At 70.6% G+C, this 25660-nt stretch carries 26 protein-coding genes; 10 read left to right on the forward strand and 16 right to left on the reverse strand.

Features of this window, described 5'->3' with window-relative positions:
- Positions 1 to 12 precede the first annotated feature (12 nt).
- The 3 genes from ABD289_RS10785 to ABD289_RS10795 all read right to left on the reverse strand — a co-directional run bounded on the left by ABD289_RS10785 (position 13) and on the right by ABD289_RS10795 (position 1984).
- The gene (locus ABD289_RS10785) at positions 13 to 405 is read right to left on the reverse strand and encodes a VOC family protein (protein WP_344129558.1); all 393 of its coding nucleotides are present in this window, start codon (positions 403 to 405) and stop codon (positions 13 to 15) included.
- A gap of 24 nt (positions 406 to 429) precedes the next feature.
- Complete coding sequence (locus ABD289_RS10790) at positions 430 to 795, reverse strand: DoxX family protein (protein ID WP_344129561.1); 366 nt, start codon at positions 793 to 795, stop codon at positions 430 to 432.
- A gap of 103 nt (positions 796 to 898) precedes the next feature.
- Positions 899 to 1984 carry a J domain-containing protein gene (locus ABD289_RS10795; RefSeq protein ID WP_344129564.1) on the reverse strand — a complete coding sequence of 362 codons (1086 nt, stop codon included), beginning with the start codon at positions 1982 to 1984 and terminating at the stop codon, positions 899 to 901.
- Between the two features lie 401 nt (positions 1985 to 2385).
- Here ABD289_RS10795 and ABD289_RS10800 point away from each other — a divergent pair, with 401 nt between their 5' ends.
- The 4 genes from ABD289_RS10800 (at position 2386) to ABD289_RS10815 (ending at position 5755) form a co-directional block, all read left to right on the forward strand.
- The gene (locus ABD289_RS10800) at positions 2386 to 2865 is read left to right on the forward strand and encodes a cation:proton antiporter regulatory subunit (RefSeq protein WP_344129567.1); all 480 of its coding nucleotides are present in this window, start codon (positions 2386 to 2388) and stop codon (positions 2863 to 2865) included.
- A gap of 4 nt (positions 2866 to 2869) precedes the next feature.
- Positions 2870 to 4006 carry a cation:proton antiporter gene (locus tag ABD289_RS10805; protein ID WP_344129570.1) on the forward strand — a complete coding sequence of 379 codons (1137 nt, stop codon included), beginning with the start codon at positions 2870 to 2872 and terminating at the stop codon, positions 4004 to 4006.
- A 77-nt stretch (positions 4007 to 4083) separates the two neighbouring features.
- Positions 4084 to 4980: a dihydrodipicolinate synthase family protein gene (locus ABD289_RS10810; protein ID WP_344129573.1), complete on the forward strand. Its 897-nt coding sequence runs from the start codon at positions 4084 to 4086 to the stop codon at positions 4978 to 4980.
- Between the two features lies 1 nt (position 4981).
- Positions 4982 to 5755, forward strand: coding sequence for an SDR family oxidoreductase (locus ABD289_RS10815; RefSeq protein WP_344129576.1), 774 nt, complete (start codon positions 4982 to 4984; stop codon positions 5753 to 5755).
- 131 nt (positions 5756 to 5886) lie between these two features.
- Here ABD289_RS10815 and ABD289_RS10820 read toward each other — a convergent pair whose 3' ends face one another.
- From ABD289_RS10820 to ABD289_RS10830, 3 genes are all read right to left on the reverse strand, one after another.
- A complete protein-coding gene (locus ABD289_RS10820; RefSeq protein WP_344129579.1) occupies positions 5887 to 6249 on the reverse strand; it encodes a hypothetical protein in 363 nt (120 codons plus the stop codon).
- Positions 6250 to 6511: 262 nt separating this feature from the next.
- Positions 6512 to 6937 carry a hypothetical protein gene (locus ABD289_RS10825; protein ID WP_344129582.1) on the reverse strand — a complete coding sequence of 142 codons (426 nt, stop codon included), beginning with the start codon at positions 6935 to 6937 and terminating at the stop codon, positions 6512 to 6514.
- A 142-nt stretch (positions 6938 to 7079) separates the two neighbouring features.
- The gene (locus tag ABD289_RS10830) at positions 7080 to 8087 is read right to left on the reverse strand and encodes an Acg family FMN-binding oxidoreductase (protein ID WP_344129585.1); all 1008 of its coding nucleotides are present in this window, start codon (positions 8085 to 8087) and stop codon (positions 7080 to 7082) included.
- 456 nt (positions 8088 to 8543) lie between these two features.
- On the opposite strand from ABD289_RS10830, the gene ABD289_RS10835 reads away from it, so the two are divergent.
- The gene (locus tag ABD289_RS10835) at positions 8544 to 8954 is read left to right on the forward strand and encodes a VOC family protein (RefSeq protein WP_344129587.1); all 411 of its coding nucleotides are present in this window, start codon (positions 8544 to 8546) and stop codon (positions 8952 to 8954) included.
- A 195-nt stretch (positions 8955 to 9149) separates the two neighbouring features.
- Here the strand turns inward: ABD289_RS10835 and ABD289_RS10840 are convergent, their stop codons facing one another.
- Entirely contained in the window at positions 9150 to 9959 is an 810-nt protein-coding gene (locus ABD289_RS10840; RefSeq protein WP_344129590.1) for an SGNH/GDSL hydrolase family protein, read from the reverse strand.
- Positions 9960 to 10316: 357 nt separating this feature from the next.
- A complete protein-coding gene (locus ABD289_RS10845; protein ID WP_344129593.1) occupies positions 10317 to 10718 on the reverse strand; it encodes a hypothetical protein in 402 nt (133 codons plus the stop codon).
- A 769-nt stretch (positions 10719 to 11487) separates the two neighbouring features.
- Here ABD289_RS10845 and ABD289_RS10850 point away from each other — a divergent pair.
- Together ABD289_RS10850 and ABD289_RS10855 are read left to right on the forward strand one after the other, a co-directional pair.
- The gene (locus ABD289_RS10850; protein WP_344129596.1) at positions 11488 to 11949 is read left to right on the forward strand and encodes an STAS domain-containing protein; all 462 of its coding nucleotides are present in this window, start codon (positions 11488 to 11490) and stop codon (positions 11947 to 11949) included.
- A gap of 325 nt (positions 11950 to 12274) precedes the next feature.
- The gene (locus tag ABD289_RS10855; RefSeq protein WP_344129600.1) at positions 12275 to 13834 is read left to right on the forward strand and encodes an aldehyde dehydrogenase family protein; all 1560 of its coding nucleotides are present in this window, start codon (positions 12275 to 12277) and stop codon (positions 13832 to 13834) included.
- Between the two features lie 37 nt (positions 13835 to 13871).
- Here the strand turns inward: ABD289_RS10855 and ABD289_RS10860 are convergent, their stop codons facing one another.
- Positions 13872 to 14399, reverse strand: a complete 528-nt coding sequence (locus ABD289_RS10860; RefSeq protein WP_344129603.1) for a GNAT family N-acetyltransferase — start codon at positions 14397 to 14399, stop codon at positions 13872 to 13874.
- A 501-nt stretch (positions 14400 to 14900) separates the two neighbouring features.
- On the opposite strand from ABD289_RS10860, the gene idi reads away from it, so the two are divergent.
- Positions 14901 to 15476, forward strand: a complete 576-nt coding sequence (gene idi, locus ABD289_RS10865) for an isopentenyl-diphosphate Delta-isomerase (RefSeq protein ID WP_344129606.1) — start codon at positions 14901 to 14903, stop codon at positions 15474 to 15476.
- A gap of 87 nt (positions 15477 to 15563) precedes the next feature.
- Here idi and ABD289_RS10870 read toward each other — a convergent pair whose 3' ends face one another.
- The 7 genes from ABD289_RS10870 to ABD289_RS10900 all read right to left on the reverse strand — a co-directional run bounded on the left by ABD289_RS10870 (position 15564) and on the right by ABD289_RS10900 (position 23077).
- Positions 15564 to 16847 (reverse strand): GNAT family N-acetyltransferase, encoded by a 1284-nt coding sequence (locus ABD289_RS10870; protein ID WP_344129609.1) that lies wholly within the window; start codon positions 16845 to 16847, stop codon positions 15564 to 15566.
- Positions 16848 to 17006: 159 nt separating this feature from the next.
- Positions 17007 to 17645: a class II aldolase/adducin family protein gene (locus tag ABD289_RS10875; RefSeq protein ID WP_344129706.1), complete on the reverse strand. Its 639-nt coding sequence runs from the start codon at positions 17643 to 17645 to the stop codon at positions 17007 to 17009.
- A gap of 11 nt (positions 17646 to 17656) precedes the next feature.
- Positions 17657 to 18130, reverse strand: coding sequence for a ribose-5-phosphate isomerase (locus ABD289_RS10880; protein WP_344129612.1), 474 nt, complete (start codon positions 18128 to 18130; stop codon positions 17657 to 17659).
- Complete coding sequence (locus ABD289_RS10885; protein WP_344129615.1) at positions 18127 to 19845, reverse strand: dihydroxyacetone kinase family protein; 1719 nt, start codon at positions 19843 to 19845, stop codon at positions 18127 to 18129. The genes ABD289_RS10880 and ABD289_RS10885 overlap by 4 nt, the downstream gene beginning before the upstream one ends.
- Positions 19842 to 21308, reverse strand: coding sequence for an FGGY family carbohydrate kinase (locus ABD289_RS10890; RefSeq protein WP_344129618.1), 1467 nt, complete (start codon positions 21306 to 21308; stop codon positions 19842 to 19844). The genes ABD289_RS10885 and ABD289_RS10890 overlap by 4 nt, the downstream gene beginning before the upstream one ends.
- Positions 21305 to 22363 (reverse strand): 2-hydroxyacid dehydrogenase, encoded by a 1059-nt coding sequence (locus ABD289_RS10895; protein ID WP_344129621.1) that lies wholly within the window; start codon positions 22361 to 22363, stop codon positions 21305 to 21307. The genes ABD289_RS10890 and ABD289_RS10895 overlap by 4 nt, the downstream gene beginning before the upstream one ends.
- A 27-nt stretch (positions 22364 to 22390) precedes the next feature.
- Positions 22391 to 23077, reverse strand: coding sequence for an HAD family hydrolase (locus ABD289_RS10900; RefSeq protein ID WP_344129624.1), 687 nt, complete (start codon positions 23075 to 23077; stop codon positions 22391 to 22393).
- Positions 23078 to 23199: 122 nt separating this feature from the next.
- Between ABD289_RS10900 and ABD289_RS10905 the strand changes: the two genes are divergently transcribed.
- Together ABD289_RS10905 and ABD289_RS10910 are read left to right on the forward strand one after the other, a co-directional pair.
- The gene (locus ABD289_RS10905) at positions 23200 to 23988 is read left to right on the forward strand and encodes a DeoR/GlpR family DNA-binding transcription regulator (protein WP_344129627.1); all 789 of its coding nucleotides are present in this window, start codon (positions 23200 to 23202) and stop codon (positions 23986 to 23988) included.
- Positions 23989 to 24169: 181 nt separating this feature from the next.
- Positions 24170 to 25525 (forward strand): MFS transporter, encoded by a 1356-nt coding sequence (locus ABD289_RS10910; RefSeq protein ID WP_344129629.1) that lies wholly within the window; start codon positions 24170 to 24172, stop codon positions 25523 to 25525.
- Positions 25526 to 25660: the final 135 nt, after the last annotated feature.

Below are 25660 nucleotides of genomic sequence, written 5' to 3' on the forward strand. Positions count from 1 at the left end.
CGCGGCAGGTCATCAGCTCATCTGCATGTGGAAGATCTCCCACTGGTGCCCGTCCGGGTCGGCGAAGCTGCGTCCGTACATCCCCTGCTCGTCCATGGGCGTGGCGATGTTCGACGCGCCTGCGCCACGGGCCTTCTCGACGAGTTCGTCCACCTGCTCGCGGGAATCGAGGCTCAGCGCCGTGATCACCTCGGTCGTCTTGGTCGCGTCGGCGACCTCCTTGTCGGTGAAGCCGCCGAAGAACGGCTCGGTCAGCAGCATCGCGTAGGAGTCCTCGCTGATGAGCATGCAGGTGGCGTTCTCGTCGGTGAAGTTCTCGTCGAACGAGAACCCCAGCGCGGTGAAGAAGGCCACCGAGCGGTCCAGGTCGCGGACCGGAAGGTTGATGAAGGTCTTGATGGGCATGATGACTCCCTGGTGGGTGAGTTCTCAGCGGGTGTTGTGCGGGTTTCCGCGCCGGGCCCAGGCGATGGCCACGAACGCGGCGAGCAGCAGGATCGGCATGATCGCCATGCCCGGTGTGCCGAAGGCGAAGATCTGGGTGATCGTCGCGCCGATCATCACGCAGGCCAGTCCTGCAGCCGCCAGACTGCACAGCCGCGGGATGAGCAGCCCGACCGCACCCAGCAGTTCCACCGATCCGGTGAAGTAGCGGAACCACTGGCCGAAGCCGACCAGGTCGAACATCTGCACCGCCGCCGGATCACCGAGCAGCTTGGGTACCGCGGCGAAGACGAAGAACGCCGCGAGCAACGCCTGCAGCACCCACAGACCGATGTTCAGCGCGCGCGGCACAGCTGGTTGCGTAGTGGTGACCATTGCTCTGCCCTTCTGGAGAAGAGGTCGTTACCGGATTCGACTCCGGGGCAGCGCGAAACTCATCGCCGTTCGGCGAAGTTCATTCCACCAGCTGGTCCAGCACCGCCGTGAACACCTCGCGGTCCACGGTCGTCGCGTCCTCCGCGAGCCAGCGGCCGACGTCGCGGACGAACTGCTCGGGCGTCATCGGCACCACCTGGTGCTCCGGCTGGTCGATGGTGGTGACCTCACCGGCACGGCTCGGGTAGATCAGCACCGCACCGCACACCTCCACCTCGGGCAGCAGTTCCTCGAAGGTCGCCACGCAGTCGCCGAGAACGCTCTCACCGCCGCGGAACGGATGACCGTTGCGCCACAGCTCACCCGCCTCGTCGACGGTGTAGTGGCCGGGAAGCCAGCTCTTGGACTCCACCAGCACCAACCGCCTGCCGCACAGGACCGCGTGATCGACGTCGATGAGCTCCTCGTCCGGCCGGGTCAACCCGTGGAACACCCGGACGCCGGGCAGTCGCATCAGGTACTTCGCGCACAGGTCCGCCGTGAGCACCTGGGCACGTTCGTGCTTGAGGTCGGGCATGCCGAAGATGCGCTGATCGCCGAACTCGGCGGTGAACAACCGGCGCGCGCGGTGCGCGTTGAGGTGCCTGCGCAGTAAGATCACCACCCCGGCGCCGGAACCGATCAACAACCCGACCCAGGTGGCCATCAGGGCCGTGTTGAGGTGCGCGGCCAGGCCCGCCACCAGCAGCAGCGACCAGGCACCGACCAGCGCGAGCGTCGGACCGCGCTTCGGACCGATCACCGGCAGGTAGCGCACCCGCGCCTCCGGGTCGACGAGATCCCACCACGGGATGTCGTCGAGCCGCAGCCGCGGCGGCTTGGGCACGTAGTCCGGGTCCTCGCCGAAGTCCCGCCCCGGGCGGCGCCGCGGACCCGCCGGCCGGGCGGCGCGCCGGGTCTTGCTCGCGCGCTTGCGGTCGTAGGCGGCGCGCCGCACCGGGTCGGCAAGCGTGTCGTAGGCCTCCTGCAACAGCCGGAAATCGCTGTCGCTGCCACCCACGTCCGGGTGCATGGTGCGCGCCAGCGTGCGATAAGCGGACTTCACCTCCGCCGCGCTGGCGTCCCGCCGCAGCCCGAGCAGCTCGTAGTAGTCGACTCCGCGCACTACCTTCCCCAGCCTCCCAGACCGCGCGGCAACACCTGCGCGGCAATGGTATTGCCTAGCGACCGATCATGATCAACCGAGGGCCGAATTCGGGCGGAAACGAAAAAACCCGCTGGCTGGGCCAGCGGGCTTCTCCACTCGGGCGGCCGAGACGGCCACGCGCCGTCCCTCCCTTTTGGCCACCCGGGAGCCGGGCACGGTTCGTCGAGTGGCGCCTGAACCGGCTCGGCTTGCTGCGCGGTGCATCACCGGAGCGATCCGGCCACCGCCGAGTTGGAAATCGATCACCCCGGGAGTAGGACCCGCGATGCGTTGCGGCCCACGATAACGGATCTGGCCGACTGTGGGGAGATGTTCGCGCCGGTCGGCGAGCAACCGGCCGCGGCCCGATGATGGGCCGCATGGACGTCAGCGAAGTGCTGCTGCCCGGGGTGGGACTCAGGTACGAGTTCACCACGTCCGACGGGCAGCACATCGGAGTGGTCGCGCACCGCGGCGGCGATTTCGAGTTCGTCTCCTATCCCGCAGCCGACCCGGACGAGGTGCATCTGCTCTTCCGGCTCACCGCCGAGGAGTCCGACGCGATCACCGAGATCCTCGGCGCCCCGCGCATCGCCGAGCGGTTCGCCGACCTGACCCGCGAAGTACCGGGCCTGAGCTCCGGGCAGGTGGAGGTCACCGCCCACTCACCGTTCGCCGGTCGCGTGCTCGGCGAGACCCGCGCGCGCACCCGCACCGGCACGTCGATCGTCGCGGTGGTGCGCGGCGAGGAGGTCATCGCCTCCCCCGGGCCGGACCAGATCCTGCGCGCCGGGGACATCCTGGTGGCCATCGGCACGCGGGAGAGCATCACCGGGGTGGAACGGATCCTGGCGGGTTGATCCCGTGCACACTTCCATAGCGCTGCTGCTGGAGCTGGGCGTCGTGCTGGTCGCGCTCGGCGCGTTCGGCTCGCTGACCAGGCGGTTCGGCGTGTCGCCGATCCCGCTGTACCTGTTGTGCGGACTTGCCCTGGGCGAAGGCGGGATCGCACCGCTGCCCGCGGCGGGCGAGTTCGTGGAGATCGGCGCGTCCATCGGCGTGGTGCTGTTGCTGCTCACCCTCGGCCTGGAGTTCTCCGTCGAGGAGCTCACCGTCACCCTGCGCAAGCACGTGCCCTCCGGCCTGGTGGACCTGCTCAACGCCGTCCCCGGGGCGGTGGCGGGCTGGTTGCTCGGGCTCGGGGCCACCGGGATCGTGGCGCTGGCCGGCGTGACCTGGGTTTCCTCGTCGACGATCGTGTCCCGGCTGCTCGGCGACCTGCACCGGCTCGGCAACCGGGAGACTCCCGCGGTTCTGTCGATCCTCCTGCTCGAGGACTTCGCGATGGCCGTCTACCTGCCGATCCTGGCCGTGCTGGCAGGCGGCGGCACCCTCCTGCAGGGTGCCGCGGCGGTGTCGGTGGCGGTCGGGGTGCTCGCGCTGGCGCTGATCACGTCGCGGCGATGGGGGCACCGGGTGGGCCGCCTGGTCGACGATCACGACACCGAGCAGCTGCTGCTGCGCATCGTCGGGCTCACCCTGGTGGTGGCGGCGCTGGCCGAACTGGCGGGTGCCTCGGCGGCGGTCGGCGCGTTCCTGGTCGGGCTTGCTCTGACGAGTCCGCTGGCCGACCGCGTCCGGACGTTGGTCGCTCCGCTGCGCGATCTGTTCGCCGCGGCCTTCTTCCTGGCCATCGGCTTCGCCGTCAATCCGGCCGCGCTGGTGCCGCTGCTCCCGGTGGCGCTGGCGCTGGCCGTGGCCTCGGCGATCACCAAGCTCGCGACCGGCTGGTACGCGGCCGCCCGCAGCGGCGCGGGCAGGCGGGGACGATGGCGGGCGGGCAGCGTGCTGATCGTGCACGGTGAGTTCTCCGTGGTCATCGTCGGCCTGGTGGCCACGCGAGGCGACCCGCTCGGACCGCTCGCGACCGGGTACGTGCTGATCCTGGGCATCAGCGGCCCGCTGCTCACCTGGTGGCTCGGGCGACCCGCGCGCGCTTGACCCGCGGTCATTCGACGTGCATAGGATTTCGCGGCGCTGCGCGGCGGTTTCCGCCCGCGCCGAGTGAGAGGTGGCCGATGCCGACGAACCCCCTGCAGCCGGGCGTGTGGGGCGTGGTAGCGACCCCGTTCACCGCGTCCACGATGGACGTCGACGAGGAATCCCTGGCGCGTCTGGTCCGGCACTACCGCTCGATCGGGGTGACCGGCCTGACCGTGCTCGGGGTGTTCGGAGAGGCCGTGCGGCTCTCGGCCGCCGAGAAGCGCGCGGTCCTCGAGGTGGTCGTCGACGCGGTGGATCTGCCGATCGTCGTCGGCGCTTCCGCCACGTCCCCAGGGCCGGTGATCGAGGAGATCGAGCCTGCCGTCGAGGTCGTCGGTTCCCTGTTGGCGGGGGCGATGGTGCAGGTCAACACCTCGGACCCGCGACTGCTGGCCGACCAGCTGAACACCGTGCACCGAGCCACCGGCGCCGGGCTGGTCGTGCAGGACTACCCGCTGGTCACCGGCGTGTCGATCGGCGCGCAGGCGCTGGCCGACGCGGTCGGCGAGGTCGAGTCCGCGGTGGCCATCAAGGCCGAGGCACCACCCACTCCCCCGGCGATCGCCGCGCTCGCCGAACGCACCGGCGCTCCGGTCTTCGGCGGTCTCGGGGGCGTCGGACTGCTCGACGAACTGGCCGCGGGCTCGGCCGGGGCGATGACCGGTTTCTCCTTCCCGGAAGGGCTGGTCGCCTGCGTCGACGCGTGGCGCTCGGGCGGATACCCGGCCGCGCACCGGGCCTACCTGCGGTACCTCCCGCTGGTGAACTTCGAGGCCCAGCCCCGCATCGGCCTGGCCATCCGCAAGGAGGCGCTGCGCAGGCGCGGCCTGCTCGCCGCGTCAGCGGTCCGGGCGCCCGCGCCGACCATGCCCGCGAGCATGAACGAACAACTGGATCGGCACCTGGCTGCCGTGGAACACGTGGAGAACTGAATTGGATCTGGGAATTTCCGGGCGCAACGCGCTGGTGTGCGCCTCGACCGGCGGCCTCGGCGAGGCCACGGCCCGCGCTCTGGCGGCCGACGGCGTCAACGTGGCCATCTCCGGTCGCCGCGGCGACCGGGCGAAGGCCATCGCCGAGGAGCTGCCGGGCGCGGTCGGCATCGAGGCGGATCTGACCGCCGAGGGCGGCGCCGAGCGGCTGCTGCAGGAGGCGACCGCAGCGCTGGGCGAGATCGACATCCTGGTGCTCAACGGTCCGGGACCGCGCCCGGGAACGGCCTCCGAGATGACCCCGGAGGACAGCGCCGACGCGGTGTCGAACCTGCTGCTGGTGCAGCAGAAGCTGGTGCGCGGCGTGCTGCCGGGCATGCGCGAGCGCGGGTGGGGGCGGATCCTGTCGATCGCCTCGAGCGGCGTGGCCGCCCCGATCACCGGGCTGGCGCTGTCCAACATCGGCCGCAGCGCGCTGGCCGCCTACCTGAAGAGCCTGGCCACCGAGATCGCCGACGAGGGCGTGACCGCGAACCTGCTGCTGCCGGGCCGCATCGCCACCGACCGGCTCACCGCACTGGACACCGCGACCTCCGAGCGCGAGGGGATCTCCTTCGACGAGGCCCGCGCGCGGGGCGAGGCGGCCATCCCCGCGGGCCGTTACGGGCAGCCCGCGGAATTCGGCGCCTCGGCGGCGTTCCTGTGCAGCGCCCACGCCGGCTACATCACCGGCACCATGCTCCGCTGCGACGGCGGTCTGGTCCCGACGCTGTGAGCCGAAGGTGGGGCCGCTCCGCGCGAGCGGCCCCACCTCTCGCGTCGGGGATCAGCCGGCGTCACCGCCTCCAACACCGGTAGACGGGCCTGCGCGTTCCGCCGAAATGCCGCACGCCTCCGACGCTGCCGTTACTGGAAGTTCTTCATGGTCTCCCCGGCTCGTGGGACCCCGGCCTGCAAATCGTTGAAATCCATCGCCGGTGTGATCTCGATACGGGCTCCGAGTACTTCGAAGAACGGTTCCACGATCGACGGAATGTGGGAAGTGTCCTGCATGTCGAACACGAAGTACGCGGTGCGCTTCCCGTCCGTCGGGCTGAAGAAAGCCGCCTCCGGTTTCAGCTGATCCCGGGCCCACTGCATGATCTTCGGCAACGTGCCGTCGCGGAACCCCTGGTTGCCCTTCTCCGTGTCGATCGAGACTTTCATGAGCATTCTCATGGCTTCCCCCCGTGGGCTGCACCGGTCCGGTGCGCGGCGCACCGGTTCCACACCGGGGCAGCACCTCCTCCCACGGTGGCCACCCGCGCGCGTCCTGGCCAATCGATCTGGGCACCGCTGCGCCGTTCAGCGGGCGCAGTCGGCCACCGCGCTGAGCATGCGCTCGCAGCGCACCGGCGAACCCGTGGGTGACGCTGCGATGCTCGCCGCGCGGGGAAACTGCGCCGTGCTTCCACGATGGTCTCGCGCAACGTCAGATCGGGCGAGGTTAGGAGTGGGCGCACGGATGCCCGGCGATCCCGCTAACGGATGCTCACATCCTTCTTCGAACTGTTTCCGTCAGTCGTTCTGCGGATTCGATGGCGCGCTGCCAGCCCGACGGCGGCCGGTCACCCCACCAGCGGTAACCGAGGCCGTCAACGTACGAGCACTCTTCCGGCGGAGCGCCGGCGATTCCTCCGTCGTAGAGGTTGCTGGCCTGCATCGATGACGTCGCCGCGCCGTCGTCGCCCGCGAGGGAGATCGGGAAGCCCGAGAGGTAATCGGTGAGCAGGTCGTCGAAGCGGGTGGCGACCATCCGTCCGCTATGGACGTAGCGGACGTAGATGGCGAGATCATCACCGACCCAGCACTCGTGGAACGAGTCCCCGCCGCGCCAAGCGAAGTGCCGGGCGACGGCATCCACCCACTGCTTCGCGAGATCCCGGAAGTGGATCTCCTCGGGAAGCGCACCGGACATCGAACACCACCTGAAGTCTCCCCGCCGAGCGACTGCCGAAGGACCGGTAGCCGCCGAAGCGGTCCGGATCGACGACCTGGACACCGTACCGGGGATCGCCTTCCCGGTTCAGCTTTCGCACCAGCGCGCACTCGCGTCCCGATCAGGGACCCGAGTCCGCGATCGCCTCGTCGTCGAGTACCAGCTCCGCGGGATCGAGCCGCGGCGACGGGGACGCCGGGGTGCCGTGCCCGATGCGCAGCAGGGCCTGCGGGTGCAGCCGGCCACCGAGCAGCCGCCGCAGCTCCTCCCTCGTCTCGTCGACCTCCACCACCTGCGAGATCTGCGAAGACACGAACCCCAGCGAGGTCGCGGTCAGCAGCATCCGTTGCAGCGCCTGTCCCGCCTGCAGTTCGGAGAGCCGTCCCGCGTGGTAGGAGCACACGACCACCATCAGCGGTTCGCTCTCGAAGTCCTTGCCCGGCACCCGCGGACGGGCCTGCCCCGCGGCGAAGTCCCGCAGCACCCACTGATCGTGCGGCTCGGGCTCCGGTCCGGCGGCTGCGGCGGGCACACCTTCCGACTCGCCTTCGGGTCGCCCGGTCCAGCGATCCAGCTCGGAGCGGAACTCCGGGTCGCCCAGTTGCGCGCGGTGCGCCCGGTGCACCAGCTCCTCCAGGGCGCTGAGCTGATCGCGGCGAATCACGTGCAGGTGGGAGCCCTCCTCGTGCACCGCGCGGGCCAGCGCGTGCTGGTCCTGCTCCGGCACCGGGGTGGACAGGAAGGGCCGTCGATTGCTGCGCCGCTTGGGAATGGCCCGGCACAGCCGGACCGCATCTGGATCCGGCGCGTCGCTGCGGCCCGCACGCACCTCGGCCAGCGCGGTCTGCCCGTGCAGCCGCGGCAGCAATGTCACGATCGGCCGCACCCCGGCGTGATCGAGCGCGATCCGCAGGTTCAGCAGCGCAGCTCCGCAGCCGAGCCGCAACTCCCGGTCCTCCGGATCGGCCACCGGCAGTCGGCTGCCCGGGTCGAAGTGCAGCTCGATCAGATGCGGCAGCAGCCGGAACCGCCACGGCTGGCGGTTGTGCAGCGACGGCGCCATCCCGGCCAGCCGCACGACCTCCTCGGCCCGCTCAGGTGCGAGCCCCATCGTCGAGGGGAAGACCATCTCCCCACCACCCCCTGCCGCTCCGGCTCCCCCAATGGTCGGACCCCACGGAGAGGACGGCCACCGGGCGGCACACCAGCGTGCGATGCGGGGCGTGGCGGGCAGTAGCGGTCGCCACGGCGTGATCGGGCGCGTCGAGGCCCGCATTCGAACCGGTGTTCTAGTATTGGGGTCGGTGACATCGAAGCGCCCGGTGCAGACGCCGCGCTCGGGCTTGCCGCGCGCTTCGCCTTCCTCTCTCCTCAGTGGTCCTTTCAGAAATGCGGCGGAGCCGCATGCGGTGTGGGGACTCAGCCGGCAACGCGGCGGGTTCTCAGACGCCGTCGGGCGAGGCCTGCGCGGCGCCGCGCAGGCCGCTGCTCAAGGAGCGGGTCCCGCAGCCCGGCGGTGTCCGAGGTTCCGCTCCCGGCACCGCCACGCAACCCCCAAACTGAAACGGCTCCTTAGGCTGAGCACATGGCCGATAACTCGCGCACCGGACTCCTGCCGATCTTGCACTACGACGACACGCGATCAGCGGTGCAATTCCTGACCGAGGTCCTCGGCTTCCGCCAGGAGGTCGCCGCATCGGACGCCGAGGGCGACATCGTGCATGCCGAGTTGGCGTGGCCCGGCGGCGGCGCGCTCGTCATCGGGGGCACCAAGCACACCGACGGCGTCCACGGACGAATGCGGGCAGGCAACAGCGCCATCTACTTGGCGACCGACGAGGTGGATCTCATCCACGATCGGGCTCGGGAAGCCGGTGCCGAGATCGCGGAAGCGCCCCACCGCGCGACATTCGGCTCAGGCACCGAGTCCTACGTCTGCACGGTGCGGGACCCGGAGTGCAACCTGTGGACCATCGGTACGTACCGCAGCGGGTAGACCTGCGCGCCGGCCGGCCATGAGCAGCACGCGACCTCCGGCCGTGCGCGCTCCAGACCGAGCGCATCAGGCGATGTTTCAGTTCGGGGTTTGCGCGGCGGTGCCCCGAACCCGAAGCAGGGATCGGGGCACCGCCGTGCCAGCTGGCGGTCGGCGACGCCGACGAACCGACCCGGCCCGTCGGCACGCGGCAGGTCAGCCGGTCACCGACTCCAGCACCGGGAGGTAGGCCTGGGCGTGGCCGTCGGCGTCCGGGTGGAAGGACTCCTGGAGCGGGTTGCTGGGGCCGTTGATCCACTCGTCCGCAGCGCACACGCCATGTCCCTCGAAGGCGTCGCGGGCGTCGGCGAAGGTGAAACCGGCCGCGGCGGCGCGGTCCGCGATGACCGCTGCCAGTTCGTCGGCTCCTTCGTTGATGCGCTGCCGCTTCGCCTCGGTGTAGAACGGGATTCCGCAGGCTCCCATTTCGTTGATGCGCGGGTAGCCGAGCACGACCACTTCGGCGTTGGGCGCGGCGTCGCGGATGTTGGCGTAGGTGGTGTCGAGCTTTCCGGGCAGTTCCTCGTGCGCCTTCTCGGTGGCCTCGGTGACCGCGGCGTCGCACGCGGCCTCGTCCCCGGTCACGCAGCGCGTCATGATGTCGACGAAACCGATGTCGTTGCCACCGATCGAAATGGTGACCAGGCTGGTGGCCGCGCTCAACGCGTCGAGCTGGTTCGCGTTGACGTCGTCGGTGACGGCGCCGGAGCAGGCGGCGAACTCGAAGCTCGAGGTCTCGTGGGAATCGGCCCACAACTGGGGATATGCCTTGGGACTGCGCAAGCAGTCGCCGCTGTCGTCGAAGTACTCCCGGGTGCCCACACCGGAGGCGTAGGAATCGCCCAGCGCGACGTAGTTCTCGGCAGCGCCGTCCGCGGTGGGCTCGGCCGAGGCCGGCGCGGCCGCGAAGGCGGCCACGGCGGTGAACGTGGTCAGGAAGCCGGCGAAATACCTTGCGTGACGCATGTTTTGCTCCGTTCCGAGCGGAGTTCGAATGCGTCACCAGTGAACGACCGGAACCCGAGGATTCGGGCGCCTTGGCGAATACCCGCCAGTAACACGACGGGCGGGCATCTCGGCGATTTCCCCGAATCCGCCGACCCAGCGATTTGCGCTGGCGTGCGGACCAATTCGCGATGATTCGATCGGGGCAACGAAGTTCGGGAAACCCGGCAAAACGCGCGGCACCGGACACGGCGCTGCCGATCCGACGACGAGCAACCGCCCCGCCGCAACCCGGATCACCGGGAAGCGGCGGGGCGGCGCGCGCTTCGAGCGTTACCGCACCGAGGCCGGTTGCGGCGGGAACCAGACCCCGCGCTCCTAGACGAAGAAATCGGTCTCCGCCGAAGCACCGCCCTCAGCGACCACGTCGCCGCTTCCGGCGAACGCGGTCTCGCCGAACGCGGTGTCGAACGAACCGGTGGAATCCACGCTCGCCGCAGCGCTGGTGTCGACATCCCCTTCCACGCCGGCACCCGCGGCCGCAGTCTCGGTCATGTCGAACTCCGAGCCGCTGGAGCCGGCGGCCTCGAAATCGGCCGCGGAGGTGACGTCGGATTCGAAGTCGCTCTCGGCTGCGCCGCTGAACCTGGCGTGCACGTCCTGGTCGGCTTCGGCCTTCGCCGCGGCGTTGGCACGAGCGATGGCTTCGGCGTCGAAGTCCGCGTCCGCGCTGAAGTCGGCCTGGGCGCTCATCTGGCCGTCGAAACCCGGGGTAATCATCTGAGAAGTGCTCCTGAACGAGGAAGCCGATGCCGATCAGCGGAATTTGTCACCGCATCCCGCACCAGCACGATCATGACGATTCCGAATCGTACAAGAGATACATTTCCGGCAAATGCGATCATGATCACAGTAACGCTCCCCAGGAGCGCGCGACGACCCATTCGCGGATTCCGCGGAGGCGGCGTGCGCACTGGAAACGCACCCAGCCGCGGCCTCAGAAAGGGGTGGACCCGAAAAGCGGAACAACGGTCTTCCATTTATTCGGTCCGCGGTGAGCCACTACCGCTTCCATGTCGAACCAAATCGTCCGGAACCGCGAACGACGGCAGCGAGGCAGCAAGAATTCCGCCTCCCGGAGAAGTCTCCACTACCGCGAGCACGCGGCCGATCCTCGCGGGCCGGGCCGCAAGGATCGGCCCGTCGGCCAGCCCTGGCGATGACGGTCGGCACCCTCAGCAGCTCCCCCGGCTCAGCGATAGCCACGACGAGGCGCGTCGTCCGCGCTCGCGGCACCGGCTCGTCTCCCCGGGCTCAGCGACCCCGCGCAGCGCCCGAGGCCGTTGCGCGACGCCCGGCGCTCGGCGTCGATCTCAGGCCCCGCAGGCGGCCCCACGGCCGACGAGAAGAGGATCAATACCCTCATTACCAGGGATTTTCACACGAAGGTGTTGTTCTCTCCAGGCGCGTCTCATCCGTCCTTAACGTGGGTAAGTAGAGCTGGCGACGAGACCGCTCCGATCCGTTCGCTACACCGGGGAGGCCCCGCATGATCGTCCGATCCGACCGCTCGGTACCGGCTTCACGCGCCAGCTACTCCCTCGTGCATCCTCGCCAGCCCGCCGACCCCCCGATGGGGAACGCGCACGGGCAGTACGAGACGAGGGCACGGCTGCGCGTGCGCTGGCCCCGTCCCGGGGTGGTCATCGTCAGCATCGAAGGTGTGCTGGATCTCGCGGCCCTGCCGCGCCTGACCGAGCTGATCCGCCAACGCTTGCGCGCGGTCTCGCTCGAGACGGCGGTGCTGGACTTCAGCGCTGTCGCGTACACCTCCAGCGTCGCGCTGGAACTGCTGGAGGCCGCCCGGCGGCGCTGCTCGCAGCGCGGCGGCGAGCTCCTGGTCGTGACCGGCAACGGGCCGATCGACCGGCTGCTGGAGATCACCGGCTGCGGGGCGATGTTCCGGCTGTACCCGGACGTGCCCACCGCCCTGACCCATACTCGGAGCTGACCCTCCGAATTGTTCGGCAATTCCGGACCTGCCCGGCCGCCCGGACGGATGGGGTTCTCCGCAGAAACGAGCGTCCGACGACGCGGGCGCACGTTCGCTGCCGCTCCGGGGATCGCTCTAACGCCTCCGACCGGCGCAGCGCACGAATTTCGAATCAGTTCAGAGCGGTTCTGCCGCAGTTCGAGCCGATTCCGATCGAGTCGTTCGCGGCGACCGAATTCCGGAAAACCAGCAAAACGCACGTACGTTTTGTAGTCGAATGCCCCGAGACGTGTCATAGTGCAACTCTCCCGGCACCCCATCCCGAAACTCATCAGGAGGGCGTATGACACTCCGGGTCCCCGAGCATTGCACCGCTGCGGCGGTGCTGGGACGGACCACCGCAGCGGTGCCGGAGGCTTTCGACGACGGCGTGCCGCGCAACCTCATCGACGGGCGCTGGCAGGCCAACGGCGAGCCTGCCGACCAGGTGTCACCGGTCGACGGCACCGTGATCTCCCAACTCCCCAAGCTCGACGCCGAAACGGCCGTCAACGCGGTGCACGCGGCCACCCGCGCGCACCACGCCTGGGCGCAGACCACGTTCGACCAGCGCCGCGCAGCGGTGCTCGAAGCGGTCGAGGCCATGTCGCAGCTGCGCGACGACCTCGCGCTGCTGCTGGCCTGGGAGATCGGCAAGCCCTGGAAGGCGGCGTGCGCCGACGTCGACCGCTGCCTCGACGGTGCGCGCTGGTACGCCGACAACACCGAGCGGATGCTCAGCCAGGACGTCGAGGGCGCGCCGCACAAGCGCCAGCCGCTACCGGGCCCGGTCAGCAACATCGCCAGCTGGAACTACCCGATGAGCGTGCTGGTGCACGCCGAGCTGGTGCAGCTGCTGGCGGGCAACGCGGTCATCGCCAAAACCCCCACCCAGGGCGGTGCGGTCACCCTCACCGCCGCGCACGCGCTGATGGCGCGCGCGGGGCTGCCCGTGACCTTGCTCTCGGGGGACGGCTCGGCCCTGTCGGATCCGCTGGTGCGCTCGCCGGAGGTGGGCGCGGTGGCGTTCGTGGGCGGCCGGTCCAACGGTGGCAAGATCGCCGCGCAGCTGGTCGACAGCGGCAAGCGCCACATGCTCGAGCAGGAGGGCCTCAACACCTGGGGCCTGTGGGAGTTCTCGGACTGGGAAGGTCTCGCGGCCCACCTGCGCAAGGGTTTCGAATACGGCAAGCAGCGCTGCACCGCCTATCCGCGATTCGTGGTGCAGCGCAAGCTCGTCGACAAGTTCCTGGCCACCTATCTGCCGGTGGTCCAGTCGGTGCGCTTCGGGCATCCGCTGGCCAGTGCCGACGACGAGCTCCCCGCGCTCGACTACGGTCCGCTGATCTCGGCGGCCAAGGCCACCGAGCTCGAGGGCAGGGTGCAGGAGGCGCTGCGGCACGGGGCGGTGCCGTTGCACCACGGCGACAAGTCGCAGGGATCCTTCATCGAGGGGCAGGACACCTCGGCCTACGCGGCCCCGGTGACGCTGCTGGCTCCGCCCGGCGCGAGCCGGTTGATGCACGAGGAACCGTTCGGTCCGGTGGACACCGTCGTGGTGGTCGACACCGAGGCCGAGCTGCTGGCGCAGATGAACGCCTCCAACGGCGCGCTCGTGGCCAGCATCGCCAGCGACGACGAGGCCTTCGCCGCGGATCTGGCCGAGCACGTGCAGGCCTTCAAGGTCGGCATCAACAAGCCGCGCTCGCGCGGCGACCGGGACGAGGCGTTCGGCGGTCGCGGGGCCTCCTGGAAGGGCGCCTTCGTCGGCGGGCAGTACCTGGTGCACGCGGTGACCCAGGGACCGCCCGGTGAGCAGCTCTACGGGAACTTCCCCGGCTACCACCGGTACCCGCAGACCTGATCGCGCGTGGTGATCCGCGCCGGGCTCCCGGCGCGGATCACCACGCGTCGCCTTCGCGAGCGTCGCACGTCAGGTCACCGCTGAGCTCGAGCGCGACGACCGGGTAAACCAAAACGCAGTCGTCCTCGTCGGCCGTCCGGACCGGGCCATCGGCAGTGGCGGCGAAGGTGCGCCCTCGCCAGGGCCACCAGCCCCGAGCCCGGTAGAACGGCAGAGCTTCCTCGCTGGCCCCGAGCGCGCCGAGCTCGTAATCGTTGCGGACGATCCGCTCGACCTCGGCCATGACTCGGCTGCCCACCCCGCATCGCCGGTGCGTCGGCGCCACGGCCACGCCCTCGACGTAGCCCGCGCGCACGGGGCGGTCGTCGCACCGCAGCAGACGGGGCACGACCGCGGCGAAGCCCACGAGATGGCGGCCGTCCCGGGCGAGCACGCAACTGCCGCCGAGGCAATGCCGCCAGTCGTGCTCGGTCATCTCGTCGAAGACCCGCCACAGCAGTGCGCGGGCCGCCCCGGAGGTGTCCGGAGCGAGCGATTCGACGCGCTCGACCCGCAATTCGGTCATGCCCCGTGGTGCGGCCTCGGCGGCGGTTCTTCGAGTCCCGCGCGCAGCGAGGAACCGGCTCCGGCGGCTGGGACTCGTTGCGCCGCACAGCTCGCCGGGCCGGTCCTTCCCTCTCCCCGCTCAGTCCGCTCCCCGCTGGACGCGCGGCACGGTGTCGGTGGCGAGCACGTCCACCGGTATCGATCGGTCCACCGTCCCGCGCTCCTCGAGCGAACTGGAGCACGTGGCGACGATAACCACCGCGACCGCGGCTCCGGTTCGGTTGACGAGAACTCGCCCGCTCGCGAACGCTTTCGCCGGTAACACGCTGTTACGTTGCGTTGCTGACGCCCCCGTTCGCGTTTTCCTGTTCTTCACGTCTTGGACCTGCTACGAAGGTCAGGCATAGTGGTTCCCCGGTCCCGGTCCGTGATCCAGATCGTATGGCCCGGCGTACACGCAGTGCAGTAACGTTCGCAGCCACTCGAAGATCACTTTCTCCCCACTCAGGAGGTAGCGCACGTGGAACAGGTGGTCCTGCTCGACGAGACCGGCGAGGCGATCGGCGTCGAGGACAAGGCGACCGTGCACCACCAGCGGACGCCACTGCACCTGGCGTTCTCCTGCTACGTGTTCAACGACCGCGGTGAGTTCCTGCTCACCCAGCGCGCGCACCACAAGCGGACCTTCCCGAGCGTGTGGACCAACACCTGCTGCGGCCATCCCGCGCCGTACGAGGAGATGAAGAGCGCGATCACCCGCAGGCTCGGCGAGGAGCTCGGCCTGCGAGTGCGCGGGCTGGAGCTCGTGCTGCCCGGCTTCCGCTACCGCGCCGAGATGGACAACGTCGTCGAGAACGAGATGTGCCCGGTGTTCGTGGCGTTCACCTCCGATTCCCCCACCCCGAACGCGGACGAGGTCGCCGAGGCCCGCTGGGTTCCCTGGAAGGAGTTCTCCACGGACGTGCTCGCGGACCGCACCGAGGTCTCCCCGTGGTGCAGGCTGCAGGTCGAGCAGCTCGACGAGCTCGGCGCGGATCCGGCGCGATGGCCCACCGGCGCACCCGTGCAACTACCGCCCGCGGCCCAGGTGGCCTGAGGAGCCGCATCGGTCCCGGAACCGCGCCGCAGCCGCAGGGGCCGACGTTCGACCCCTGCGGATGCGGCGCGCGGCGCCCCGCAGCGATCAACGACTGCCGCTGAGGTCGCGCGCCCAGCTCCACTCGCCCGGTTCGGGCGCGCCGACTAGCTTGAGACCCGCTCCGCGCAGCGTGCGGGCGATGGCCGTGTTCTCGACGTGGGTGTGCGCGATGAGCTCGGTGATGCCCAGCTCCGCGGCTTGCTCAACGAGCTGCTCGGCGAGCATCGCCCCCACTCCCCGGCATTGCCAGTCGTCGCGCACCAGCAGCGCCAGCTCGGCGGCGTCCCCGTCGTAGCTCAGATTGCCCATGCCCACGACCGCGCCGTCGGCGGTCACCGCGAGCAGGCACCGTCCCAGCGCCGGGGTCAGCAGGCGGCGCAGGCCATCACCACCCGCTCCGGGGCCGGGACCGAAGTAGCGGCCGTGGCGGGCGGCGGTGGAGCAGCGCTGGTGGAACTCCTCCACCACCTCGGCGTCCGCCCGGTCGGCGAGGCGCACCGTCAGCTCGGCACCCCGCGAGACCGCGACCGTGCGCTGCGCCGGAATCAGCCGCTCGCGGCAGTTCGCGGCCAGCTCGCTCATCGCGCGCGCTCGTGCGAACTCGGCGGGCGTGAACGCTCCGCCGGGGCGGCGCAGCACCAGCACGCCGCCACCGGGCTCGGCCAGGCACATCGCGTCCTCGGCGAGCTCCCCCGGCTGCGGCGAATCTGCTTCCTCCTGCCAGGTCACCTCGACCTCGCCGAGCAACGAGCGGAGGGCTCGCCCCAGGTCGGTGCTCCCGCGAACCAGATCATCGGCCAATTTCGCCGTCCTGGTCGGCACGTCGTCGAGCTCGCGGACATCGGCGCGGGAGACGGCCACGTCGTGTCCCCCGGCCGCCTCGATCGTCGCGACCAGGTCGCGGTGCCCGACCTGCGCGGGAACGTGCAGCAGCACCTCGTCGACGGCCCCGCCCGCGACCGGGTGCACCTGCATGGTCCGGATGTCCCCGCCCAGCGCGGCCAGCGCACCGGCCAGCCGGGCCAGGCGTCCGGGCCGGTCGGTCACCGAGGCCCGCAACCGCCACAAGCGCTGCGCCACGGGTGCCTCGGGCTCGGGTGGTGCCGGTAGTTCCTCCGGTAGCGCCGCGCCGCGCCGGCGGCGCCCCAGCATCCGCGCCCCGCCGATGCACAGCAGCGCCACGCCCACGCAGCACAGCACGGCCGTCGCCGCCGCCTGATCGCGCGTACCGGTGACGACCGCGTTGGCCGCCCCGGCGGTCAGGAACAGCACGGCCAGCTCGACGATCTCGCGGTCCCAGTTGCCTCGACGCTGCGCTCCGGAAGTCATGACCCCATGCTGGCGAGCCGAGATTGCCCCGGCTTGCACGGCGATGACAACCGCGTAAGGAGATGTTTCAGCCCGCGGTTCGCCCGGCGGTGCGAGTGGCGGGATCTCGGACGCCGCCGGGCTCCGGGATCCGCGACGCGAGCACGCCGGGAGGCGGGCTCAGCGAGGCTGCTGGCCGTAGGTGCGGAACAGCGGGGCGCAGCGCTCCAGTTCCCCGTCCGGCAGCAGCCGCGGCTCGCCCACCTGGGCCGCGGTCAGCCACAGCCGGCAGATCCACTCGAGCTGGGCCGCCCGGCCGTACGCCTTGGCGAGCGTGTCGGCGATGGTGATCGTGCCGTGGTTGCGCAGGATGCCGCCGGTGCGGTCGCGCAGCGCGGCCGACACCGACGCCGCGAGGGCATCGGTGCCGAAGGTGGCGTAGTCGGCCACGCGGACCGGCCCGCCGAAGTCGGCCAGCTGGTAGTGCACCGCGGGGACCTCGTCGCGCAGCAGGGACAGCGCCGTGGCGTGCAACGAGTGGGTGTGCACCACGGCCCCGGCCTCGTGGTCGCGGTAGGCGGCCAGATGCATCGGCAGTTCGGAGGTCGGCTTCAGCGCGCCGTCGACCACCGCGCCCGCCAGGTCGACCACCGGGACGTCCTCCGGCCGCAGCCGGTCGTAGTCGACGCCGGACGGCGTCACCGCGATCAGCTCACCGCTGCGGACCGAGACGTTGCCGGAAGTTCCGACGACCAGCCCGTCGTCGATCATCCGGCGCGCGAAGGCGATCACCTCGTCGCGTTGCTCGGCCAGTTGCACGCCACTCACCCCTAACAGGCCACCCCGGACTCGTAGCCGCCGATCGCCGCGACCTTGTCCGCCGAGGACGACGACTCGTCGAAACGGTAGTCGAGCCACTCGCCGGCGAGCCTGCGGGCCAGTTCCAGGCCGACCACGCGCTGGCCGAAGCACAGCACCTGCGCGTTGTTGCTCAGCACCGACCGCTCCACCGAGTAGCTGTCGTGCGCGGTGACCGCGCGGATGCCGGGCACCTTGTTGGCGCTGATGGCCACGCCGAGGCCGGTTCCGCACACCAGCAGAGCCCGGTCCGCTCGCCCGTCGGCGACCATCCGCGCGGCGCGCACGGCCACGTGCGGGTACGCGGTGTGCTCGTCGGATCCCACACCGACGTCGAGCACGCTCTCGATCCGCGGATCGGCCTCCAGATCGCGCTTGAGGGCGTCCTTGTAATCGATTCCGGCGTCGTCGGAACCGACCACGATGCGCCAGGATTGCTCGCTCACGCCGCTTCCTCCTGCTCTTCGAAGGTCTCGCCGATGCGGGTCAGGGCGAGCGCCAGCGACGTCGCGCCCGGATCGGGGGTTCCCACGCTTCGCTCCGCCAGCGGTCGCGCCCGCCCGGTGCGGGGCAGCAGGTCGGCCGTGTCGGCGGCGGCCTCGGTGGCCGCCTGAGCCGCACGTCGCCACGCGTCGGCACCGCCGGATTCGACGGCACCGCGCAGTTCGGTGGTGAACGGCCGCAAGGCGTCGACGAGGGTCTTGTCACCGGGTTCGGCACGCCCGAGCCGTTGCACCGCGGCGAGCGCTGCTTCGGCCCCGGCGGCGAGGTCCACGGCGGTGACCGCGCGATCGGCGGGCAGCAGATCGCCGAAGGAGCGCAACAGCGCGCCCCAGAGCACCCCGGAGGTACCGCCCGCCTTCGACGCCCACGCGTCACCGGCGGCCACCAGCACCGCGGCCGGCCCGACGCCTTGCGCCGCGATGGCCTCCGCCGCCTCGGCCGCCGCACCGCTGCCCCGCGTCATGCCCCGGCCGTGATCGCCGTCGCCCGCCACCGAGTCCATCCGGCCGAGCTCGTCTTCCCGCTCGCGCATCAGCTCGGCGATCGCGCGCAGCGCCCGCAGCACCGTCGCCGCGGTCCGCTGCCCCTCGGCCGGGGCCACCACGATCGGCTGCTCCTCGATCTCGCGGAGCTCTTCGTCGTCCTCGGCGCTGGCGCTCACGTCCGCGTTGCCCTTGCGGTACGCGGGGGTGTCGACAGGGGCCTGCCAGAGGCGTTCGAGCTCGTCGTCCAGCCAGGTCAGGGTCAGCGAGCAGCCGGCCATGTCGAGGCTGGTGACGAGTTCTCCCACCTCGGGGGCCACGACCTCCAGCCCGGCCTCGGCCAGCAACCGCGAGACGGTACCCCAGACGACGAACAGTTCCTCGTACTTGGTGGACCCGAGTCCGTTGAGGATCGCGGTGACCCGGCCGCCTTCGGTGGGCGCCTCCGCGAGCAGGCCGTCAACGAGGACCTCGGCCAGTTCCGCTGCCGAGGGCATCTGCTGCTCGGATACCCCGGGCTCGCCGTGGATGCCCAGTCCCAGGCCCATGCGCCCGTCCGGGACCTCGAACAGCGGGTCGTGCTGACCGGGAAGCGTGCAACCGTCGAAGGCCACCCCGAGGCTGCGGGTGCGCGCGTTGGCGCGCTCGGCGACCTCCACGACCCCGTCGAGGTCGTAGCCCTCCTCGGCGGCCGCGGAGGCGACCTTGAATACGACGAAATCACCGACCACACCGCGTCGTTTGGCCGACTCTTCCTGCGGGGCGCTGGCGATGTCGTCGGTGACGACCACGTTGTGCGCTCGAATCCCCTCGCGCCCGAGTCTTTCCACCGCGAGACCGAAGTTCATGTTGTCCCCGGCGTAGTTGCCGAAGGAGAACACCACCCCGGCACCGCGATCGGCGGCGCGAGCCACCGAGCAGGCGTCCTCGGCCGACGGCGAGGTGAAGACGTTGCCGATCACCGCACCATCGGCGAAACCCGGTCCCACGACACCGCAGAACGCCGGGTAGTGGCCGGATCCGCCGCCGGTCACGACGGCGACCTTGCCCCTGCGCGCTCGATTCGCGCGCACCACGCCGCCGGGGACCCGGCGCACGTGCTGCGGGTTGGCCGTCACGAAGCCGGTGACCATGTCCTCGGTGAACGACGCCGGATCGTCGAAAAGACGCGTCATGCGGTTGCTCCTCCCCAATGCGGACGGGCGCGGTCGATGGAGGCCAGGTACTCGCGATAGCCGCGCTCGTAGAAGGCCGCGGCCGCCGGATCGGGTTCGACCGTGCGGCGCGCGGCGGCCCACTGCTGCCGGTCCACCGGCTCTCCCAGGGAGTCCCACGCCGTCATCGCGGCTCCGCGGGCACCGACTCCCTCCTCGTGCGGGACGTGCAGCGGCCTGCCGAGCACATCGGCGAAGATCTGGCTCCACTCCGCCGATCTCGCCCCGCCTCCGCAGGCGGCGACCTGACCGGTGAGCCCGGCGGTTTCCAGGTTGTGCCGGGCCGCGTAGGCCACGGCCTCGCACATGGCGCGCACCATGTCGGCCCGGGTGGTCTCCAGCGACAGTCCGGTGAACTGGCCGCGCGCCTTCGCGTCGACGAACGGTGCGCGTTCCCCGGATGTGGACAGGAAGGACAGCGCCGAGACTCCGCCGGCACCGCGTTCGCTACCTGCCAGCAGGGATTCCAGATCACCGACGTCGTGGCCGACCGTGCTCAGCACCCAGTCCAGGTTGGCGGTGCCGACCATCGCGGGCATCACCCGCAGGTAGCGATCTGCCAGCGGCGTCGCCAGCCACATGCCCGCGGGCTCACCGCCGGGCTCGATGTGCACGTCGTCGCGCAGCACCTGACAGCCCAGCGTCGTCCCGATCACCAGGCTCGCGTCGCCGACGGCGCCGACCCCGGAACCGAAAGCGCAGGCGGGCAGGTCGAACGGACCCGCCGATACCGGTAAGCCCGCGGGCAGGCCGAGTTCGGCGGCCGCTTTCCCGCCCAGCGCGAAGAGCTGGCCGCGCGGAGCGGGTTCGGCGAGCAGCCTGCGGTGCTCGGCGAGCCCGCAGGCCCGGAGCGCTTCGTCCGAGTACGCGCGCCGCGGCACGTCGAGGAACGGCAGCGAGGCGTCGGAGGCGTCGACGGTGATCTCACCGGTGAAGCGCTGCACGATGGCGTCCACGCAGTATCCCGCGACGGCCGCTCGTTCCAGCCGGTCCGGCTCGTGCTCGGCCAGGTGCGCCAGCAGCGGCCCCGCCGAACCCGGGAACATCCCGGCTCCGGTGTGCGCGTAGACCTCCTGCTGCACGCCGGACTCCGCCCACTCCTGCAGTGCGGTGGCGGCGCGAGCGTCCAGCCAGGACAGCGCGTTGCCGACCGAATGCCCCGCTTCGTCGCGCAGCCACAGGCCGTCGCCCTGACCGGTCAGCGCCAGGGCCTCCACGGTCTCGCCCGCCTGCGCCGCCGCGGCCACGACCCGCTGGACGACGTGGACGACCGAGTCCACGACCTCGTCGAGGTCCTGCTCCACGCGTCCACCGCCCGGCCGGTGCAACGCGGAGCGCTTGCTGTGCGTGACCAGCGCCGAACCGTCGCGCCCCAGCAGGGACGCCTTGGTCACCGAGGTGCCGACGTCGACTCCGATGATCATGACCGCAGCCCTTCGAACCGGGCCAGCACGTCCGGGTTGGCCACGAAGCGCGGACGCAGGCCGTCGCAGAACCTGGCCACCTCTCCCGCGACGATGTCGGCGGCCCGGTGCGCGGTCTGCCGGGTCGCCCCCGCCAGGTGCGGGGTGGTGATCACGTTCGGGGCGTCGAACAGCGGCCAGTCCCGCGGCGGTGGCTCGACGTCGTAGACGTCGACGGCCAGGGCGCCGAGGTGACCGGATTCCAGCAGGCCGGGCAGCGCCGAGTAGTCCAGCAGGCCGCCGCGGGCGGTGTTGACCAGCACGGCGCCCTCCGGGAGCAGCTTGAGGTTGTCGGCGTTGAGCAGCTGCTCGGTGTCCCGGGTCAGCCGGGCGTGCAGGCTCACCACCGAACTGCGCCGCAGCAGCTCGTCCAGCTCGACCGGTTCCACGCCGTCGGCCGCGCTCCGGGCCGCGTCCGCGAACGGGTCGGCGACCAGCACGTGCGAACCGAAGGCCCGCAGCACGCGAGCCACGATGCGGCCGATGGCGCCGTAGCCGACGAGGCCGACCGTGGAACCCTCCAGCTCGAGGCCCGCGTTCTCGTAGGCGTAGTAGTCACCGCGCCAGTTGCCGTCCTTGAGCTCGGCGTCCGAGCCGGGGATGCGCCGCAGCGCGGCCAGGATCATGCCGACCGCGAACTCGGCGGCCGCCGCGGCGTTGCGCCCGGGCGCGTAGCTGACGATGACGCCGTTGTCGGTGGCCGCTTCGAGGTCGACGTTGACCGGGCCACCGCGGCAGACCCCGACGAACTTCAGGTTCGGGGCCTCGGCGAGAACCTTCGCGGTAAACGGGGCCATCTGGGTGGCCGCGATCTCGGCGTCGCCGAGCGCGTCGAGGACCTGCCGCTCGGTACCGCTCGCCTCGTCGACGTTTCCGACCCGGCCGAACGGCTCCACCGGCCACGGCAGGTGCAGCGTGCTGAACTCCAGGTCGTGGGATCCGGCGGTGCGGCGCAGCGCGTCGACGAAGACCTCGGGATGGACGAAGTGGTCACCTGCGGCCAGGACACTGGTCATGCGGACTCCTTTGTCGCGTGGAGGCGTTCAGTTACCCAGGCGGCTGATCAAGTGCGCGCGCACGTCGTCTAGGTCGGTGGCGACGTGCCCGGCCCCGGCCAGCGCGTCCTCCGCGGGCGGGTAATCGCCGTTGGGAATGGCGACCACCGCCATTCCCGCCGCGGCAGCGGCGCGCAGGCCGTTGCTGGAATCCTCCACCGCCAGACAGGCCTGCGGTGCGGTTTCGAGTTTCTCCGCAGCGGCGAGGTAAACGTCCGGGCTGGGCTTGCCCCGGGGCACCTCGGCGCTGGAGACCGTGGCCGAGAAGTGCCCGGTGAGGTCGTGCCGGTCGAGCACGGCATCGATGAGCCTGCGCGGCGCCGACGAGGCCAGCGCGATCGGCGCGTGCGCGGCGACCTCGGTGACCATCTTCTCGGCGCCGGGCAGCAGCTCGATCTCACCGGCGTCCAGCGCGGCGATCATGTCGTCGACCACCAGGCGCTCGGTCGACTCCACCCCCTCGGTGGCCCGGCTGAACTCGGCGAGGAAGGTCGCCCACTCCGGGGCGCTCATGCCCTGGACCTTCCGCGTCTGGGCTGCGGTCCAGGTCGCACCGCGATCCGCGGCGAACCGCGTCCACATCCGCTCCCACAGGTGTTCGCTCTCGACCAGGACGCCGTCCATGTCGAAGACGACCGCGCGGTGCGTGCCGTTCGGCCCGTCGGACTGGGTCATCCGTACCTCCCACCAAACGATGACGGACCAAAATTAACACCAGGACAGTTAAATGTCACTGGTTCAGTGATAGCCGGAAAGCCCTCCCACGTCGCGACGCACCGAGAAGGCAAGATGTCCCCATGGCGTCCGCACCCAAGAAGCAGTCACCCCGCCTCCTGCGGCAGCAGAAGATCATCGACCACGTGCTGTCGCAGGGCTTCGCCAGCGCCGCGGAACTGTCCTCGCTGACCGGTGTCAGCCTGATGACGGTGCACCGCGACCTGGACGACCTGGTCACCCGCGGGCTGCTGCGCAAGTACCACGGCGGCGTGTCGGCGCAGCCGTCCACGGTGTTCGAGTCCAGTTCGGACTTCCGCCTGCACACCCACACCGCGGAGAAGGAAGCCCTGGCCGCCGAGGCGATCCGGTTCATCTCGCCGGGGATGTCGGTGATGCTGGACGACTCGACCACCGCGCTCGCCCTGGCGCGCCTGCTGCCCGACGTCGGGCCGTTGACGGTGGTCAGCAACTACCGCCAGGTCCAGGAGGTGCTGCGCGACACCCCGGACATCCGGCTGATCGGACTGGGCGGCGAGTACTCGCGCACGCACGACTCCTACATCGGCCTGCCCTGCCAGGAGATGGTCAGCACGTTCTCGGTGGACATCGTCTTCCTGTCCATCTCGGCGATGAACGCGCGCCTGACCTACCACCAGGAGCAGGAGATCGTCCTGGTCAAGCGGGCGATGCTGGCCAGCGCCACGACCAAGGTGCTGATGATGGACGCCAGCAAGGTGGGTCGCTCGGCACTGCACCAGTTCGCCCCGGTCAGCGCCTTCGACCACACCCTGCTCGCCGGCGAGCTCGACGATTCGCTCATCGAGGAGATGCGCGAGCAGACCGACGTCCGCCACGTCAGCATGGCGTGACCACCCCGCGCGGGCACGCCCTCGCCCGGTTCGCGCGGAGACGGCATCGCGGGCACGCATCACCGCTCGGAACGATCCGAATTAACGTATTGCGTGTTAACTTAAACTGAGTGCATGATAGCGATCGCTCCTTGGCTGGGCGCGCACAGCGCCGGGCACTTCCGATCGCTTGGAGACAGTGATGTCCCGATCAACCTCTGCCGAGGCCGGTTCCGCGGCCACCGGCGGTTTCCTCGACCGCATCGGCATCCCCCGGAAGCTGGTCTGGGGTTTCGTCGCGGTGCTGATCTTCATGATCGGCGACGGCGTGGAGACCACCTTCCTGTCCGACTACCTGCAGCGCCCCGAGGGCGGCGCGCTGCCGGGCGCGACCGCCTCGTTCGCCACGGTGACGCTCTACGGCGTCGCCGCGATGATCGCGTCGTGGTTCTCCGGAACGCTCTCGGCGATCTGGGGCCCGCGCCGGGTCATGTGGCTCGGCGGTGCCTGGTGGATCTTCTTCGAGGTCATCTTCCTGTTCGTCGCGCTGCCGTCGCACAGCGCAGCGCTGATCGTGGCCGCCTACGGCATCCGCGGCTTCGCCTACCCGCTGTTCGCGTTCTCGTTCCTGGCCTGGGCGCAGGTCGCCAGCCCGACGAAGATGCGCGGCTCGGTCGCCGGTTGGTTCTGGTTCGCCTTCACCGGCGGTCTGCCCACCCTGGGCGCGGCGTTCGCTGCGCTGTCCATCGGCGGGTTCGGGCTCAGCGACTACGGCACGCTGGTGCTGTCACTGGTCGTGGTCACCATCGGCGTGCTGATCGGCTGCTTCGGCGTGCGCGAGGAGCACGGTCTGCGCCCGATCGCCGACGAGACGGTGCAGAACCCGCGCAGCCTCAAGCGCCTGGCCGAAGGCGTGGACATCCTGTGGCGCGACCGCCGCGTGCTGGCCGGTGGGCTGATCCGGATCGTCAACACCACCCCGCAGTACGGGTTCTTCGCCATGTTCCCGTTCACCTTCGGCCCCGCCGCTCCCGGCGGCGGGTTCCTGACCGCAGCCCAGGTGGCGACCCTGGCCTCGGTCGCCTACGGCGCCAACATCGCGGCGAACCTGTTCTTCGGCGTCTTCGGCGACCGGTTCGGCTGGCGGCGCACGGTGACCTGGTTCGGCTGCGTGGGCTGCGCGGTGGCCACCCCGCTGTGGTACTTCACCGCCATCGCCTCGCAGAGCTTCGCGATCACCGCCGCGTTCGGCGTGGTCTACGGGCTGCTGCTGGCCGGTTTCGTCCCGCTGTCGGCGTTGATGCCGTCGATGGTGGCGCCGAAGGACAAGGGGTCGTCCCTGGCGGTGCTCAACTTCGGCGCCGGTGGAGCCGCGTTCGTCGGCCCCGTGGTGGTCACCCTGCTGTACCCGCTGGTGGGCGGCGGTGGCGTGGCGATCGCCTTCTGCGCGATGTACCTCGCCGTCGGCCTGCTGTCGCTGCGGATGAAGGACGACAGCGACCCGGGCGAGCACGAGCGGGCCACCACTCCGGCCACCGCTGCGGGCGCCACCGCGTAACCGCGAGCACGAGCGGCCCCGGTGTCTCGATCGAGACGCCGGGGCCGCTCGTTCGTCACCCGAACCGAGAATCTCCCGAGCGCGCAACGGGTTTGACGATTCCCTCGGCGCCTCACCGGGATCCCGCGAGAACGG

The organism is Saccharopolyspora halophila, assembly GCF_039531955.1.
GTDB classification, from domain to species: Bacteria; Actinomycetota; Actinomycetes; order Mycobacteriales; family Pseudonocardiaceae; genus Saccharopolyspora; species Saccharopolyspora halophila.